This is a genomic window from Novosphingobium sp. PY1 (assembly GCF_017312445.1).
Taxonomy (GTDB): Bacteria; Pseudomonadota; Alphaproteobacteria; order Sphingomonadales; family Sphingomonadaceae; genus Novosphingobium.
Genome location: NZ_BLTI01000005.1, coordinates 13,560 through 29,724 on the forward strand (window position 1 = coordinate 13,560; position 16,165 = coordinate 29,724).

14 protein-coding genes are annotated in these 16,165 nt (G+C 60.2%); 3 read left to right on the forward strand and 11 right to left on the reverse strand.

The annotated features are described in order from the left end of the window. The first annotated feature begins 172 nt into the window (after positions 1–172). From J3474_RS07450 to J3474_RS07460, 3 genes are read left to right on the forward strand one after another with little or no spacing between them, the layout of a single operon-like run. Complete coding sequence (locus J3474_RS07450) at positions 173–310, forward strand: benenodin family lasso peptide (protein ID WP_207093629.1); 138 nt, start codon at positions 173–175, stop codon at positions 308–310. 50 nt (positions 311–360) lie between these two features. Next, the gene (locus tag J3474_RS07455) at positions 361–1,029 is read left to right on the forward strand and encodes a lasso peptide biosynthesis B2 protein (RefSeq protein WP_207093630.1); all 669 of its coding nucleotides are present in this window, start codon (positions 361–363) and stop codon (positions 1,027–1,029) included. Beyond that, positions 1,026–2,780 carry an asparagine synthase-related protein gene (locus tag J3474_RS07460; RefSeq protein WP_207093631.1) on the forward strand — a complete coding sequence of 585 codons (1,755 nt, stop codon included), beginning with the start codon at positions 1,026–1,028 and terminating at the stop codon, positions 2,778–2,780. The genes J3474_RS07455 and J3474_RS07460 overlap by 4 nt, the downstream gene beginning before the upstream one ends. 54 nt (positions 2,781–2,834) lie before the next feature. On the opposite strand, the gene J3474_RS07465 is transcribed toward J3474_RS07460, so the two are convergent. The 11 genes from J3474_RS07465 to J3474_RS07515 all read right to left on the reverse strand — a co-directional run bounded on the left by J3474_RS07465 (position 2,835) and on the right by J3474_RS07515 (position 16,161). Then, the gene (locus J3474_RS07465; RefSeq protein ID WP_207093632.1) at positions 2,835–4,985 is read right to left on the reverse strand and encodes an Atxe2 family lasso peptide isopeptidase; all 2,151 of its coding nucleotides are present in this window, start codon (positions 4,983–4,985) and stop codon (positions 2,835–2,837) included. Next, a complete protein-coding gene (locus tag J3474_RS07470) occupies positions 4,985–7,570 on the reverse strand; it encodes a TonB-dependent receptor domain-containing protein (RefSeq protein ID WP_207093633.1) in 2,586 nt (861 codons plus the stop codon). Before J3474_RS07470 ends, J3474_RS07465 begins: the two co-directional genes overlap by 1 nt. A 115-nt stretch (positions 7,571–7,685) precedes the next feature. After that, positions 7,686–8,696 (reverse strand): FecR domain-containing protein, encoded by a 1,011-nt coding sequence (locus J3474_RS07475; RefSeq protein WP_207093634.1) that lies wholly within the window; start codon positions 8,694–8,696, stop codon positions 7,686–7,688. Continuing rightward, entirely contained in the window at positions 8,693–9,262 is a 570-nt protein-coding gene (locus tag J3474_RS07480; RefSeq protein ID WP_242528262.1) for an RNA polymerase sigma factor, read from the reverse strand. Before J3474_RS07480 ends, J3474_RS07475 begins: the two co-directional genes overlap by 4 nt. A 247-nt stretch (positions 9,263–9,509) precedes the next feature. Continuing rightward, complete coding sequence (locus J3474_RS07485; protein WP_207093635.1) at positions 9,510–10,442, reverse strand: nucleotidyltransferase and HEPN domain-containing protein; 933 nt, start codon at positions 10,440–10,442, stop codon at positions 9,510–9,512. Positions 10,443–10,726: 284 nt separating this feature from the next. Then, positions 10,727–11,326, reverse strand: coding sequence for a GntR family transcriptional regulator (locus J3474_RS07490; RefSeq protein ID WP_207093636.1), 600 nt, complete (start codon positions 11,324–11,326; stop codon positions 10,727–10,729). After that, positions 11,323–12,180 carry a phytanoyl-CoA dioxygenase family protein gene (locus J3474_RS07495; protein ID WP_207093637.1) on the reverse strand — a complete coding sequence of 286 codons (858 nt, stop codon included), beginning with the start codon at positions 12,178–12,180 and terminating at the stop codon, positions 11,323–11,325. Before J3474_RS07495 ends, J3474_RS07490 begins: the two co-directional genes overlap by 4 nt. After that, positions 12,170–12,535: a hypothetical protein gene (locus J3474_RS07500; RefSeq protein ID WP_207093638.1), complete on the reverse strand. Its 366-nt coding sequence runs from the start codon at positions 12,533–12,535 to the stop codon at positions 12,170–12,172. The genes J3474_RS07495 and J3474_RS07500 overlap by 11 nt, the downstream gene beginning before the upstream one ends. A gap of 94 nt (positions 12,536–12,629) precedes the next feature. Continuing rightward, positions 12,630–13,403, reverse strand: a complete 774-nt coding sequence (locus J3474_RS07505; RefSeq protein ID WP_207093639.1) for a LuxR family transcriptional regulator — start codon at positions 13,401–13,403, stop codon at positions 12,630–12,632. 254 nt (positions 13,404–13,657) lie between these two features. Then, positions 13,658–14,071 (reverse strand): CopG family transcriptional regulator, encoded by a 414-nt coding sequence (locus J3474_RS07510; RefSeq protein ID WP_207093640.1) that lies wholly within the window; start codon positions 14,069–14,071, stop codon positions 13,658–13,660. Next, positions 14,068–16,161, reverse strand: a complete 2,094-nt coding sequence (locus J3474_RS07515; protein WP_207093641.1) for a conjugal transfer protein TraG — start codon at positions 16,159–16,161, stop codon at positions 14,068–14,070. The genes J3474_RS07510 and J3474_RS07515 overlap by 4 nt, the downstream gene beginning before the upstream one ends. Positions 16,162–16,165: the final 4 nt, after the last annotated feature.

The following is a 16,165-nucleotide window of genomic DNA, read 5'->3' on the forward strand; positions in this document are numbered from 1 at the left end:
AGGTGCCGTTGTGCGTTTCCAGCACGGATTTTTCCACTGCCCGGTCACTTCATAACTTCGCCCAGTTCACCTCCCAAGCAATTATAATCGCATTATAAAATTCAATTTCGCCAATGGTCTGATCATTCTGCCTGTGCGGCAGATGGAGTCGCGATCTCAAATGGAGAAGATCATGGAAAAGACCATTGATACCCTCGAAGACGAAGTCGTCGATCTCGGCTCGGTGACTGAAGAAACCCGCGGCATCGTGGGTGCACTCGAAGACCAGCAGGGCGGCCAACGTGCTGCTCTTGGCCTCACCGACGACTGATGCGATGGGTGCGCGCGCTATGGCGCGCGCACCTTCTCGGTCTTTGCATCATGGTTATGCCACCCATGTCCTCTGTCCATTTCTGCCTCGTGGGCACCCGCGCTGTGTTTCTCGATATTCGGGCGAACCGGTATTTTGCATTGCCTGAAAAGCTGAACACCTCGTTTATCTCGGCCATCGGCGATTGCGTCATGGGTACTGTCACCCCCGACGAGCTCGCCGCACTCAAAACTGGCATGGATGATCTGTTAGCCTTAAAAGGCATCGTCAGTGTGCAGGAGTTCCAGCCTTTTCCCGCTGCGACATCCGATCACGCACCCGATAGCAATTCGGTTCCCATTCCGGCGCTGTCGCTGCTGCAGGTCGCAATCGCCTGCCTTTCAGCCAAGTTGCTGGTCAGGCTGTGTCCGCTTCACTGGCTTCTTGCGTACATCGGACACAACCACCCCCACAAGCTGCAACCACCGAGCACACAGATGCTCGATCACCTCGCCGGGGCGTTCCAGCGTGTACAGGTCCTCATGGGCAAGGATGGCAATTGCCTCCCACACACGCTCGCCTTCGTCTGGCTGAGCCGCAGGCTGGGATATACGCCACGCCTGGTCATCGGCGTCCGCATAAACCCGTTTGGGGCGCATTGCTGGTGCCAGGACGGGCCGGTGGTCCTCAACGACCATTATGAGAATGTGCGAACCTATCAACCGATCTTCGTCCTGTGAGCGGCCTGGAATTCCTGATCGCGGTATTTCGCGAGCCGGAACTGCTTGATCAGTGGGCTCGCCACATCGCAGAACGTACCGGATGGCAACGCATCACGATTGGCGGGCCCATCGCCATCTTCGTCAGTGATTCCTGTCCGTTCATAGCCGAGAGCACGGCACCCACTCACGCCGTGCTGGGCAGCATATTTGCCCGCCATGGTCCGCCCGAGCGCTGCAACGGACTCGATGCGAAGACCGCACAAGAATTGCGAACCGGTTCGCTTGCAAGGCTCTTGCATGAGTACTGGGGCGCTTATCTTGCCGTGCGCCAGCGCAGCGACGAACTGCTTTTCACGCGTGATCCCAGCGCCGCCATGCCTTGCCTCTATACGCAAACTTCCGGCGGGGTTCTCATGGCCTCGAGCATTGCGGCGATGAAACATGCCAGCATTCCCAGGCCCAGCGTCGCGATGAACAATGTCGCGGACTGTCTCTTCCGCGCAGATCTGCCCTCGCCGCAAACAGCACTGGAGGGGATTGAGGAACTCGCTCCTGGGACGAGCCTTGTCATTGATGCCAACGGTTGCAGGGTGGTGCCGGCCTGGTCCCCCTGGGACCATGTCATGATCAACAGTGCCGTGACGTTTGAAGACCATGTCGAACAACTACGCCGCGCCTTGCAGAATACGGCAGTTGCCTGGGCCAGCGCGGCAGGTCCGGTTCTCCTCGGCGTTTCCGGGGGTCTCGATTCCTCGATCCTCGCCACCTGCTTGCGCCGCTCAACGCCCCCAGCCCTGTGCGCCACGCTTGCAACAAAAGATGCCGAAGGCGACGAGCGACACTTTGCGCGCAAGATTTGTGATCATTTGGGCATGGAACTCGTCGAGGCCCACTACGACCTTGCCGATATCTGTCTTGACCGACCTGCACGCCCTCACATGCCGCGTCCTACCGGCCGCATCATTGCGCAAGGTTACAATGCCGCTATGTCGCGGATAGCCAGCGAACATGGCGTCACCGCATTTATGACCGGCAATGGCGGGGACAACGTTTTCGGCTTCTCGCAATCCGCCGGCGCCATTGCCGACAGGCTGCTGCATGAGGGTCTGTCATCGGCCGTTTGGCGCACGAGCAAGGACGTCTGCCAGCTGACAGGATGCAGCCTTCGCGAGGCCTGGCAGGCAACAATACGAATCCTGTGTCGCCCGCGGGGGTATCGCTGGCGTCCCAACCGGCGGTTCTTGAGCAGGGATGCTCTCGCCCAACTCGACGCGACGGCGCTTACCCATCCCTGGCTCGATGCGCCAGACGGAGCCCTCCCCGGCAAGGCCGCCCATATTGCCTCTCTGCTCAGAATTCAGCGACACCTCGACGGGAGCGGACAACTCGGCGATGTGGCCGTAATCAACCCGCTGATGTCGCAACCGGTCCTTGAGGCCTGCCTTGCGATCCCTTCCTGGATGTGGTGCCGAAACGGCCAGAATCGATCGGTCGCACGCGAAGCCTTCCGAGATCTGATGCCTCCATCGATCACCGATCGCGTCTCGAAAGGCGGGCCCGATGGCTTTGGGACGCAGATCCTGGAGCACTTCCGCGAGACCATGCGCGAACGTCTGCTTGATGGGGCTCTGGCAAGCCATGGCATTGTCGATCGACGCGCACTCGAGCAGCGGCTCAGCGATGCCAAGCCAAATTGGGGCGCTGACCAGGTGCGCATTCTCGAATTACTCGAAGCCGAAGCCTGGATCGGTCATTGGCAATCGCATTAATTGTAGAAGTTTGGACTTAATCTGACATGCGAATGACCGAACCATTCAATAATGTCATTCGGGAGCTCGCTGAGTTGCTTTGCCCTTGCCAGCCTTCTCCCGGCGCAAATCATCCCAGCGTTCCAACTCGTCATCGGGTGCATCGATCGGGCCGTCGCTTCCCAACCAGAACTCAAACCAGGCAAGGCTGCGCCTGTAGATCGCAAGGCGGTGTGCCGGCTGCCATTTGATGTGATACTCCCCTGGATAAACGTACATGTCCGCGGGCTGCTGATGATCGCGAAGCGCGGTGTAGCCAGTCAAGGTGCTCAGCAGTTCCCCATCGGAAATCTGGAACAGCATCGGCACATCGAGGCGCGCAGCATTCCTGGCGATCGAGACCGGATGCCAGACCGGATCGTCATCGCTGAGTACGCTGGGATAGGTATCGGCAAAAGTCGGCATGGCGCCCGGCCCCACGCTGATGGCAAGCGAGGAATCCCAGCAGCACGAACTGAAAGCCGCTGCCTTGAACAGGTCAGAGTTGATGAGGGCAAACTGGCCGGTCGAAGCCCCGTCGCTCAGTCCTGTAATGCCGATACGCGCTGGATCGACAATGCCGCGCTTCACGAGCATCCCAATTCCGGTCTCGAGAGCGGACTGCACGCTTCGCCTGTCGGCAAAATCCTTGTCATTGGCAGCTTGCGCCTCGGACAAGGTCTTTGCACCAACGGTCGTTCCGTAGTCGATCGGACGATCAAAGCTCAACACGGCAAAGCCATGCGCGGCAAAAAGCTGGATCGGGTAATCATCGCCCGTCCCGCCGCGCAGGAACCCGCGCGATTCGTACTGCACCACGACGAGCGGGTATCGCTGACCTTGCTTGTACCCGACGGGAAGGACCAGGTCGCCGAAGACTTCGAACCCGTTGGTATTGCGCCAGTGCAGCCGTTCGACCTTGCCCAGTTGCAGCCTGCGGAATTCAGGATTGGGGTCATAGAGCCGGGTCGACTTGCCCGAGGGTAGCGCGACCCTGGAGATGTAGCGCGGCCGATTGCTCGCCTCGCGCAGACAGATGAGACCCTCATCTACAGGAATGCAACTGGCGAGCAGGTCGTTGGTCAGAAACAGGCGTCGCGGCTCTCCCGCCCCCGGCTGCCATTCATAGATCGCCGTGGCTTCGCGGTCCCAACCCTCGCGCCGCATGAAGCGAAGACCACCTTCACTGCTCCACCAGAACTGCGATACGGACCGATCGCAAGTCGCAGAGGCGCAAGTCATCCTGCGCCCATCGCGCAGCATCGCCGTCAAGGTCAGGCGCGGCGGGAAGTGTTTGCCTTCAACCCTGAGCCAGGCATAATCGCCGCGCCGCGAGACTGCCTGTGCGACAGTTCCCGGCGGCGCGGCTGGGCCCGGTTCAAACAGCGCTCGCTGCTCGCTGCTCGCTTGCCGGCCCCGCGCATCCGGTCCGTCGGCCTGAACCCATGTGCGATAAGGCAGCGGTCCCGGGACAAAAGGACGGTTGCTTGCCATGGGCGCGAAGCGATCATCGTAATGAAACCCTTCCCGCCCTTCTCGCTCGATGGATTTGAGGCCGGCGCGTAGGCCCGGCTGCGTTTTGTAGATGATCGAATGTCCGTCCTCGCCGATGCGAAAGTCGAGAACATCGTCTTGGCTATGGGTAACGGGCCTGCTGCCCGATCCATCGCCGGCCGCGCGCCAGACCTGCGCGACCCCGTCCACCTGCTTGAGGAACAACACCGCTTTTCCGTCAGGCGTCCAGCGCGGGAGGCGGCTCACGGCGATCCCGGTCGGATAGCCTGCCTTCCCCCGAAACTCGCTCTTCAAGCGAATGAGCTCCCCGCCCTCGTCGATCATGATGGGCCTGGTATTGCCGGCCAGATCGAGAACGAAGATGCCAAGGCAGAAATCGTTCGTGTCCGGATTGCCGCGCCTTATCGAAAAGGCGAGTTTCGTGCCGTCCGGAGAAAGCGCGATCGATTGGTTCTCGGCAGGTACCATGCCGGCCCACGGCGGCACCTCGTAGCTCGCACCCATATCGCGCAGGCGCACCAGATCTTCTGCCCGAAGGCTTCGGACTTCAGCGTGACCGTCGCCGGGCAGGAGCGCCGCTGCGCAATGTCCCTGGCCCTGTGCGGCCCGGGCGACTGGGACCAGGCAGAGGCACACCGCCGCGCCTGCGATCATAAATGCCGTGCGCTTCATCACAGCACTTTCGAAACGGCGATAGTGATGACCCGGCCAATCGAGGAGTAATTGGTCGAATCGTACGGCGGATAGACTGGGATCGTGTTCTGGATCGTACCCGGCTTTTCGTTGAACAGGTTCTGGATCGACACTGTCAAATCCACCCCCTGCCCGATGCCACTTTGGGCCTGCGAGCGCAGGTGCCCGACGAGATCGAGCGTCGTGAACGATCTCACATGTTCGACTGGGCTGAAGCGATCGTCGGTAACGCCGCCGATATAGCTGCCGAAGACCGAGAGCGTGACATTGTCCTTGTGCCAGGTCGCGCCAAGCCTGCCGCGCCAGTGCGGCGGACCGAAGATCGTGCCCGCCAGTTCTTCCAACGGATACCCTGCACTCAGGCGCTGATCGCTTTTGAGGTAGCTGGCCGAGCCTTCGAGTTTGACGGTCTCATCCTCGCCCAGTTCGATCCGATAACGCGCTGCAAGGTCCAATCCGCGCAGATGCTGGCGCGCGGCATTCTGGAACGAGGCATCGACCAGAGCGCCGACCGCAGAGGGATCGAAAGGCTCGCCGGTCTGGTTGTTGAGGCCCTGCGGGAGATCCGCGATCGCTGCGAGCACTTGCGCAGTGGACGGATTGAGCGTGACGTAGTCGGCATAGACGGGGTTGGTATAGATGGCGAGGACGCTGGATACGGGCGAGACGACGCGGTCGCGGTAGCGAATGTCAAACCACGTTGCTTCAAGCTCGAAATCATCCAGCGCCTTGGGCGCAAGCTTGAAGCCCAGGTTCCAGGTCGTTGCCTTCTCCGGCTTTAGATTGATGTTCCCGCCGGCAACGAGCAGCACCGGCAGGTTCGTAGGAGAGCCGGGAAAGTAGGCTGCCGGATTGAGCGAACCCTGCCGGTACTGGTACTGTTGGTAGAGCGTTTGTGTCTTGAATGATTTGCCCCAGGCGCCCCGCAGGGTCAGCCCCTCAATCGGCTCGTAGACGACGCCGGCCTTCGGCGTCAGCAGATGCGCGGTTCCCGGATAGTCCTCGTATCGCGCCGCGAGACTGAGCTGCAACCGCTCAATCAGTGGCATGCGGTTGGCCTTGCCAACGAGCGGAAGCGAGAGTTCGCCGTAGCCGAACCAGACCTCGCGCCCGGACCTGATGTCCTTCGTGATGTTCGAAGTCCCGCTCGTTTCCTGACGCACAAAGACATCAAGACCCATGTGGCGATAGCCTGCGCCCAGAGCGAGGCGCGCCTCGCCGCCCGGCAAATCGAGCAAAGCCCCTTCGGCGGCCACTTCGCCGGTCGCGACGTCGTTGTCGTAGTTGAGCCACGTGCGCAGCGTCTCGGCCCCGCCTATGTAGCGATGGGACGTAATGTGATTGTTGCTGAAACCATAGACGCCCGTCACCGACACGGTCCACGAATGCCCCAGGTCCCAGTGCAAGCCCGCCGATACAGTCGCGGACTGGACCTTGGGCCTCGATTGGAGGCCATTGGTCGTCACATCCGCGGTCGTGGTGAACGGCTGTGACAGCTGCGTCACGCGGTTGTTGTACTGGGCATCGAATTCCAGGCCGAGGCGATCGGTGAGATCCTGGTGGCCGGCAGCGATCAGGCTGTACTGGCGCCGCCAGGGAACGAGCGTCGTGGAATCGTCGAGACTGCGCGTGTAGGAGCGGTCCCGGGCAGAGATTTCGGTCACATCGGAGAAGCTTCCTGCCACCATGATCCCGCCGCTCTCCCAGCGGCTGCCTGTCAGGGCATCGTACTGCTGCTGGAAATTACCGCCATCGCTCGATCCGCCCAAACGCGCCGAGACATAGGCGCCTTCGTAGTCGCGTCTCAGGATGACATTGGCAACGCCGCCCACCGCGTCCGAACCATAAAGCGCCGAAGATCCGTCGGTAACGATCTCGATGCGGTTGATCGCAGCCAAGGGGATCTGGGAGATATCGACGCCCTGCGACACCGTGTCGTATGCCATCCTGTGCCCATTTAGCAGGGTCAGGGTCGCGGCTGGGCCGAGGCCGCGCAGATTGAGCGCGGAGGAAGAGCTGGAATTCTCGTTGTCCACGCCTTGCGACCCGCCGCCTGCAACGGTCGGGTTCTGGCCTCCTGTATAATTTTCCGGGATGGACCGGATGAAATCACCCAGATCCGAGTGCCCCTGCTCCTCGATGTCCTCGCGGCTGGCCGTTCGAACGGGGGCGACCGGGATAGCTCCGCGAATATGGGTACCGGTCACGACAATCTGCTTGTCCGAGACCTCATCCGCCTCGGCACCGCGCCGCTGACCGGGCCCCATGATGAGCACCGCACCCTCGGAAATCTCGGCCTCGAGTCCGGTCCCTTCAAGCAGGATATCGAGCGCCTCGCGCACTGACCTCTTGCCGTTGAGCCCTGGCGCCCGAACACCGTTCACATCGCTGGATGTCGCGTAGAGTTCGAGCCTGGCGCGCCTTGCGACCGTTTGCAGAGCATCGCCCAGATCCTGAGCCGGCAGATTGAACTCATAAACCGGCGCTGCTTGGCCTTTGGTTTGTGCCCAGGCCGGGACCGGACTTGCGCCCACCATGCTACCGGCCAGAAGCGCGGCGATCATTCTCGATTTTGCCCTCATCGAAGTTCCCTCGTTGCTGGCGCGGCGCGCAGCACGCCGGGCTCATGGGAAAGTTCGACGCAGGAAAACGAGAGACCTTAGTGAAGGACCGAAAAAATTATTCGCGGCTCAGGTGAATGGCATCTGCCCGACGGGTCATGTCTAGGTGCAAGGACTCGGCAAGGCGCTGTGCAAACCCTTCGGTGTCCGTCAGATGGAAGCGACCGGTCACCGCAATCGCACCGATCCCGGCATCGTCGAGCACGATTTTCTGCTGCCCGTATCTATTGGCCTCACCGATCAGCACGCTCAAGGGCACGGAACGATATTCGAACCAGCCAGTCGGCCACTGGCGATCATCGGTACCTGGCGCAGCGGGGACCTTTGCGGCCCCGGCAAAATCGAACCTGTGGTAAGTGTAGCGCTGGCCCGCGAGGGCGTTCATCGGCTGACCTGCAAATGCGACAGATCCCGACTTGGGCTGGATTGTGCCACTGCCACGAATGAAGCTGACCAGGATATTGCGATTGCCAAAGGAGACATCAAACGCCCCTTCGCGCGCGTGGATCTCACCAGCGCCGGCAGAAACGGTCAGAGGCCGCGCATCACGGGCGACTGTAACTCGCACCCTGCCCTGCTCCAGATCGAGCCTACGCTGCGACGGGTCCATGGTGACAAGCAGCTTCGATTGCGCATCGAGCGTCACCGACGTGCCGTCGGCCAGAACAAAAGTGCGGATCTGACCATGGGACGTCGCAAGGGCCGATTGTTGGCCTGAATCATGGGGCAAGAGTTTGGCCCCATCAGCTGCCTGCCGGTTTCCCAAGGTCGCGAGCATGAGGGATGCTGCAGCGGCAAGAGCAAGTCCCAGGAATATCCAGCGTCCAACACGCGGCCGGGACGTCCTTGCCATACCATGTTGCTTGGAATCCTTGAGAATGGCGGATGCATCAAAGTGGCGCATCGCCCATTCATAGGCCTGGCGGTGATCAGGCGATTGCGCGCGCCATTGCTCGAACTTGCCTTTGAATGCCGCGGCATCGGGACCATGAAGATGCACCACCCACTCGATGGCCTCGTCCTTCAGTGCCTCTCCCCTGCCCGGAAAGGCATTGTCATTGTCGTTCATCGCGCGGCGTCCACCGCCCGCGCTATGTGCCCCAGCGCCTTCATCATGTGATATTCAACCGTCGCGATGCTGATTCCCAGTTGCTCATGGATATCTCGATAGCTCAGCTCGTCTACCCTGTGCATCAGGAAAACCCGTCGGGTCTTTTCCGGCAGGTCATCGACGGCGCGTTCGTAAGCGCTGAGCAGATCTCTTGCCTGCAACTGCGCTTCCTGTTCCGGCAAGGTGGCACCATGAAGTTCCTCATCAAGCTCAAGATGCACGCACCCTGCGGTTTTGCGCCGCCTCGAGCGATCGATCAGCAGGTTGCGCGCAATGCGCTGCAGGAATGCCGCGGGATTTCTGAGTGAGCTGGCCTGCGAACTGGCCGCTGCGCGCGTAAAGACCTCCTGCAACATATCGGGCGCAGCATCGCGTCCGGCATGTTTGTCGAGATAGCGCAGCAGATTGCTGCTCTCACGCCGAAACGCTGCGTCGAGCGGTGTCCGGATACGGACATTCTCGATGCTGTCGCGTGATGGCGCGGGACGGTCACGGACATGCGGGCCGATGATTTTGGGGGGCACGAATTGCAACCACGTACGGCAGGACCAATCGAACCGGAGTTGCCAGCCAGATCGGAGTCTCAGCGCTGTGCCGCCGTTGAGCCGCGTCTACGCGGCCTTGACCGTTACGGCCGCCTGTCCTGTCGGACGGGCGTACATGATGCCTGGCGGAACCAGTCCACGCAGCGATCGCCAGAATTTTCACTGCGCGCCAATAACATGACCGGTTGCAGCCATCCTGACAACAGGTGTCAGGATTATAATCGCTTTATGCTGCCTGTCCGTCGGCTTTGGCGTGAAGAGCCGCGAGTTGTTCGAGGCAAATCTCGTGAACCGTGCGTCCCAGTTCTTCCACGCGATCACCAAGCCATGTGAGTTCCTCTTCGCTGATACGAAAATGTTTGGAATACCTCGCCTTCACATAGGCTTCCTTTAGCTTTTCAAACATCGCCCGTTCCTTGCGTGTCTCGCGAGGCCAGGCATAGACTAACCTGAGATCCAGTCGCTCAGCCTGCGTTCGCAGGAAGCCGAGATTGTGGACGTGTGGCGCGTAGAAAGTACAGACAAGTAAAGCGCAATTATATAGACCTTCTACAGCCTGATGGTATTCAAAAGCCGCGTGTTTGAAAATGCCTTCATTTATCGCATACTTTGCTAACTTGACCCGACCATTTGCTGCGGGGAGCCACTCTTCGAAGTACTCCTGTGCCATCTTTAGTGCCTGCTGGGGCGTCTTCGGCTTGGGCGTATGCAGTTCAGTATCGTCACTCTGGTAGAGCGCGATACCGTCCTGCGCGACATCCATGAAGAAATAGCGGCCATGCGCAAGACCGTCGTTCACCTCTTGCAGCGAATGGACGATGAAATTGACGGGCGTCTTGAGCGTCCCGGTCAGGCCATATTCGCGGTTCAATCGGTCATCGAGCTTCGACCAGTATTTGGCGCGATCGGTCAGGCGCTTGTCACTGACGATAATGAGCAGATCGTAGTCCGACTTGTAGCCCTTGGCCGTGTGCGGTTCGTCAACCCAACCGCCGCGGGCATAGGAACCATAGAGGACGACCTTGAGGATGCGGCCCTTCTTCTTCCACTCGTGCGAGGCGAGCGCGAAATTGTCGTCGAACTCCTCAAAGAGGATCTGCACCACGCGCTCGATCTCGCGCTGCTTGTGGGCGGGAAGGTGGTCGAGGCTCGTCTTCATGGGAAGAGCATCATACCCTGTGCTGGTGCGCGAGCCAACGGTTCTGTCCAGAATACAATGTTTTAACCTCTTCATTTTGCTTCGCGGCTCCGGATCATGATCTGGAGCGTTGCCGCGCATTTATATCCCTCAAATCAGGCCGAGATCTTTGCGGAGCTGAAGGGGCGAAGAGCGACAATGCCTGACCAGCGAATTCTCATTTATACGATGTTGTTGGACGCAATGTCGCAGATCCCTGGCGCTGGCCTGCGATCTGCGATCTGCGATCATTCGCCCAATCACCATCAAGACGACAATTGCGCAACCAGTTCCCGCGCCGCGTCTTTGCGCCTGCGGTGGTAACGCCGCAGCATGTCCAGCAACCTGGCGCTTCGGCGAGCCGCGCTCACCTCGTTCCAGATGCGCGTGATCTCGTCAGCGCTTTCGCCGAGCACGGCGGCCTCATGCAACTGCGTTCCATGGAGCCGAGCTGCGATCGCGACCACCAACCTTTCCATTTCGGTGTTTCCGGACAATGCCGCGATCTGGACGAAGACGAATTGCGTTCGTGCGGCATGGTCGCCGTTCGGCAGTTCGACCGGCAATTCCGGATTGCCCGGCGCGCACAGTTCCACCGACTTCTCAAGGGCAAGCAAGTTGAGGTCCAGAAGATCGCACAATTTCGCTTCCGTCATTTGCGGCACGAGGAAGCCCATGCCTGGAACAAGATCGACAAGGCACTCACCTGCCAGGCGATTGAGGCTATCGCGCACCGGCGTAACGCTGACGCCGAGATCTTCGGCAAGCTTGGCAGTTTCCAGCCTCAGGCCCATCGGCCAGACGCCGGCGAGCAATCGCTGCCTGATCGCCTGGTAAGTGGGCTCCAGGACATTGGCAGGACTCATTGCTCGGCCCGGCGCGAACGCGCAATTTCGGCGGCCATGCTTGCCTGGTCAGGGCGCAAGGCATCAATGGCTGGCAAATGGGTGGGAACCTCATCATGCAGCAGGACCGACGGGCACTGGCCCTCATAATTGCCGAGATTGGGCCGATGCTGGACGTATCCGGCAAGCGCCGCGAGTTCGGGCGAGAAACTGCGCGCAACTTGAGGGGGATAGGCGAGCCAGGGATTTTCATAAGGCTTCAGCCAGCCAAGGCTGTAGCCGACGATGACGGCACGGCGCGGGTCCGCACTGCAATTTGCGCCGGCAGCGTGTGCCGTCGACCCCAGGAAACAGATGGCCGTTCCAGGCTTGCCCTGCGCAACGATTGGCTGACCAATGTCCTCACGTGCCATGCCTAGCGGTCCATGGCTGCCCGGATAGATCTGCGTACTGCCATTGTCCTTGGTGAACGGGTCGAGCGGCCAGATCACGTTGAGCAGATATTCATGCTCGTCTTTTGCGCCCGCCCACATGTCATGATCACGGTGCGGAACCTGGCAGACTTCGCCCGGATGGATCTCGATCGCCTGAGCGACATTGAGCTGGATGCGCTCACAGGCTGCGCCAAGGATAGTTTCGGCGAGCGCGAGAATACCTGGATGCAGGACCAATGGCTCCATGTGCCGCGAGCGTTTGAGCAAGCCGCCGAAGCGCTTGGTGCGGTGGCCATAGAAGTCGCCCTCGCAAAACGGCGTTGCCGCAAAAACCGGATCGAGGTCACCGGCAAGCTTGTCGATCGTGCCCGTATCGAGCGCATCGGGAATGATGCAATATCCGTTCTGGTGGATTTGACGGGTCCAGGTCTCAACGCTCATTGGCCGCCTCCTCTCCTGCGACGAGCTTGAGCGTGCGCGGCTGATAGATCCCTGCTGTGCGCAGTCCATCCAAAGTGCGCTCATCGATCCGGATGTGCAGGGCGATGAGCTTGCGCCCTTCGCACAGGGCAATTCGGCCAAGCGGGGAACAGTGCCAGCCAAAGCGCATGACTTGCTGGAACCAGGCCAGATCGGCAACGCCGGTATAGCCGGTGATGCCGGTTTCGAGCGCATGCTCGGCGAAGACCGGCAAATCCCATTTCAGAAGGTCGACGAAAACCTCCTTGCGCGCGGCGAACATGGCGCGAAAGGCTTTGCTTTCGAGCGCGCGCGGCGCTCGAACCCTGCTTGGCATTGCGGCTATCCTTATGCGGTGGATTAGTCCGCTGATCAGATCATAGCCGCGCCTGCGAACACATACCAAGAATTGGGGATCGTAATGCCGTTTTCTAGCCAGTCACGGCAATGCCAGGTCGGGTCCGAAACCACCGCCAAATGTCCCCCGGGCCGATCAGGCCTTCAGCGATGGCGCAGGCGAGCACCGACTGGCTGGCATCGACACCGTAGCGTTCACGGGCCAGCTTGAGGTGCTGGTGCACGGTTTCAACGCTGAGCCCCATGATGATCGCAATTTCGGCTGCTGTTTTGCCGCGCCCCCACCAGAGCAGGCATTCGCGTTGGCGATCAGTCAGTCCAGGACTGGAAGCTGACATATGTAGCCCAGCGATCTTGTGCGCACTTGCCAGTGCAACCCCGCCAAGAAGGTCGGCGACTTGCAGCATTTCCACAGGCAAGGCGGCATCGGGCCTGACAACGAATGTGCAAGATCCGGTGACACCGCCGGGCAAATGACGCGGCACAGTAAACCCGTCCCCTATCCCATACTCGCGGCTCAGGCCGAGGATCTTGTGATCGCCGCGCACCGCTCCGGTAAATTCGCGTGAAACACCCCAGGGAAAACTGGTGAACGACCTTTCGCAGGTACGCCGCACCGGATCTTGGGTTGCCAGACCTAGAGACTGGTACACCCTGGCCCATTCAGGCGGATAATCATGGACAAGAAAGGCGTCATTCTCGTTGCTGGCGCGGCAATCATCATAGTCCAGTGCGAAATAATCGAAACTCATGAGCCGCGTGGCATTTTCAAGGGCGGTGAACAGGGCGCTGCGCGAGGAAGCGCTGGAGACTTCTGACATGAGTTTTTCAGCAAGATCAATACGCATGAGTATCGCTCGACCGCAGGAGCGCTTCCAGCCCGCTATCCTGGCAGATCGCCTGTTTTGCCCTTCGTCCCGGTTTTCCTCCGGATTGAACAGCGTCCGACATATGGCCTTTCGGCACTGTACCTGAACGACTCATTCGATCGTTCGGGTTGGCTGGACAATTGCAATTTATGCTGCATTTGCGAAGTCAAAAATCTGTAACAATTCAGCCGATGAGCGATGGGAGCCAATCGTGCAGCGCCTGATTCCCCGCCTCATCGGTCGATGTCGCGCGACAGTTCGTCCTTGAGCCTGGGTCCTGCCTCCATCTTACGGCTGAGCGACTTGACGAAGGCATGCCAGCGTTTTCTGCCACTGGCCTGCGCTGCCTTCAGCGCTGCATCGGGCAGAGGCGGATTGCTGGTCAGCCAGAAGCGGATAAACAGGGCCAGGGTCTCGTTCGTCAGTTCGACGTGCCATTCGAGACGATCGAGCTGGCGCGAAATGCGGTCAAGCCGCTTGGTCAGGATGGCTTCGATACGCTCTTCGTGATCGGGAGATAGCATCGATGCCAGCGCCGCCTCGACGACGTCGGTGCGGGTGACCTGACGGGCACGGGCATGATCATCGAGCAGACGCGAAAGCCGGGCATCGAGACGAAAGGTATGTTTGACGTGGGGCTTTCTCATAGTTCGATTCCATCATCGGGATCGAGGGATGCCCTTCGCGCATTGGCCGTCACGGTCTGATCAATCGCTTGCCGGGTCCAGGCAGCATCGTTTTCCGGGATATCGTCGTCAAACTCGAACTCATTTTGGATCGCTGCGGGCTCAGGGGCGATCTCCTCGTGGTCCGGCAGGTCGGGTTCCCGGCGAATGCCGCTGTTCGCAGGATCGCCCGAATTTTCTGCCTTGGCCGCTTCGCCTTCCGGTGCTGGCTGCGAACCTTTGGGTTCCGGCTTTGGATCTTCGGAGCCATCTTTGACAGCCTCGGGTCTGTCCGATGAAGGATTGCGATCCTCGGATGGATCCTTGGGTGATGTCGGCGCTTTGACAGGCGCAGGGCCGGACCAATCGTCCAAAGGGATTTCGGCATCAACAAGAGCTTGCGGCTCGGGCGGCGATCCGACACGCTCGGTGAAACGCTTATCGGTAAAATAGCGCGCTTTGTGTGCCTGGATCGGTGGCAGACCTGCGATCATCACGATTTCTTCGTCGTCCGGCAATTGCATAACTTCGCCGGGCGTGAGCAACTGTCGGGCAGTTTCAGTGCGCGATACCATGAGATGGCCAAGCCAGGGCGAGAGACGGTGCCCGGCATAGTTCTTCATGGCCCTCATTTCGGTAGCGGTGCCCAGGGCATCGGAAATCCGCCTTGCAGTACGCTCATCGTTGGTCGCAAAGCTGACGCGCACATGGCAATTGTCGAGGATGGCGTTGTTCTGGCCGTAGGCCTTCTCGATCTGATTCAGCGACTGGGCAATGAGGAAAGCCTTGATCCCATATCCCGCCATAAAGGCGAGCGCACTTTCGAAGAAGTCTAGCCGGCCGAGTGCGGGAAACTCGTCGAGCATCAGCAGCAGGCGCTGACGGTTTCGGGCAGGATTGAGATCCTCGGTGAGGCGCCGCCCGATCTGGTTGAGGATCAGGCGCATGAGCGGCTTGGTGCGGCTGATGTCCCCTGGTGGAACGACGAGATAGAGCGAGACGGGCGCTTGGCCCATGAGATCCGCGATCCGCCAATGCGAGGATCCAGTCACCTTGGCGACAACCGGATCGCGATAGAGCCCGAGAAACGACATCGCGGTCGACAGCACACCGGACCGTTCGTTTTCGCTCTTGTTTAGCAATTCCTGTGCCGCCGCGGCGACAACCGGATGCACGCCGGCTTTCCCAAGGTGCGCCGTCGTCTTCATGATCCGCAGCGCAGTTTCAATGCCGCGGCGCGGATCAGAAAGAAAGGCGGCAACGCCAGCCAGGGTCTTGTCCTGCTCGGCGTAGAGGACATGCAAAATGGCTCCAACGAGAAGCGCATGGCTCGTCTTTTCCCAATGGTTGCGCTTTTCCAGGCTCCCTTCGGGGTCAACCAGGACGTCTGCAACGTTCTGGACGTCGCGCACTTCCCATTCGCCTTTACGCACTTCGAGCAACGGATTGTAGGGCGAGGACTTGGGGTTGGTAGGATCGAAAAGCAGGACCCTGCCATGGCGCGCGCGAAAGCCGGCGGTGAGCTGCCAGTTTTCACCCTTGATGTCGTGAACGATGCAACTGCCCGGCCAGGTCAGCAGTGTCGGGACGACAAGACCCACACCTTTGCCCGAGCGCGTCGGCGCAAAACACAAGACATGTTCGGGACCATCGTGACGCAGATACTCTGCGCCCAAACGACCAAGCACCACGCCGTCATCACCCAGGAGCCCCGCACGGTGAATGTCCTTCTCGCTTGCCCACCGCGCCGACCCGTAGGTCTCGGCACGGCGCCTTTCGCGCGCGCGCCAGATCGACATGCCGATTGCGACCACGATCGAGAGCAGACCGCCCGAGGCAGCGATGGTCGCCCCCTTGAGAAAGACATGCGGCGCGTAGGCATCGAAACTGAACCACCACCAAAAAAAGGCCGGAGGCAGGTAGACCGGATAGGATCCGATCACGAACCAGGGCCGGCCCAGTTCAGATTGATAGGCAAGCGCTGCGGCGGTCCATTGGGTCGCGCCCCACACCGTAAGGACCACGATAGCCGCGACAGCGGCAATCTGCCCCCACAGGATCCTGTCGTTCATCTTG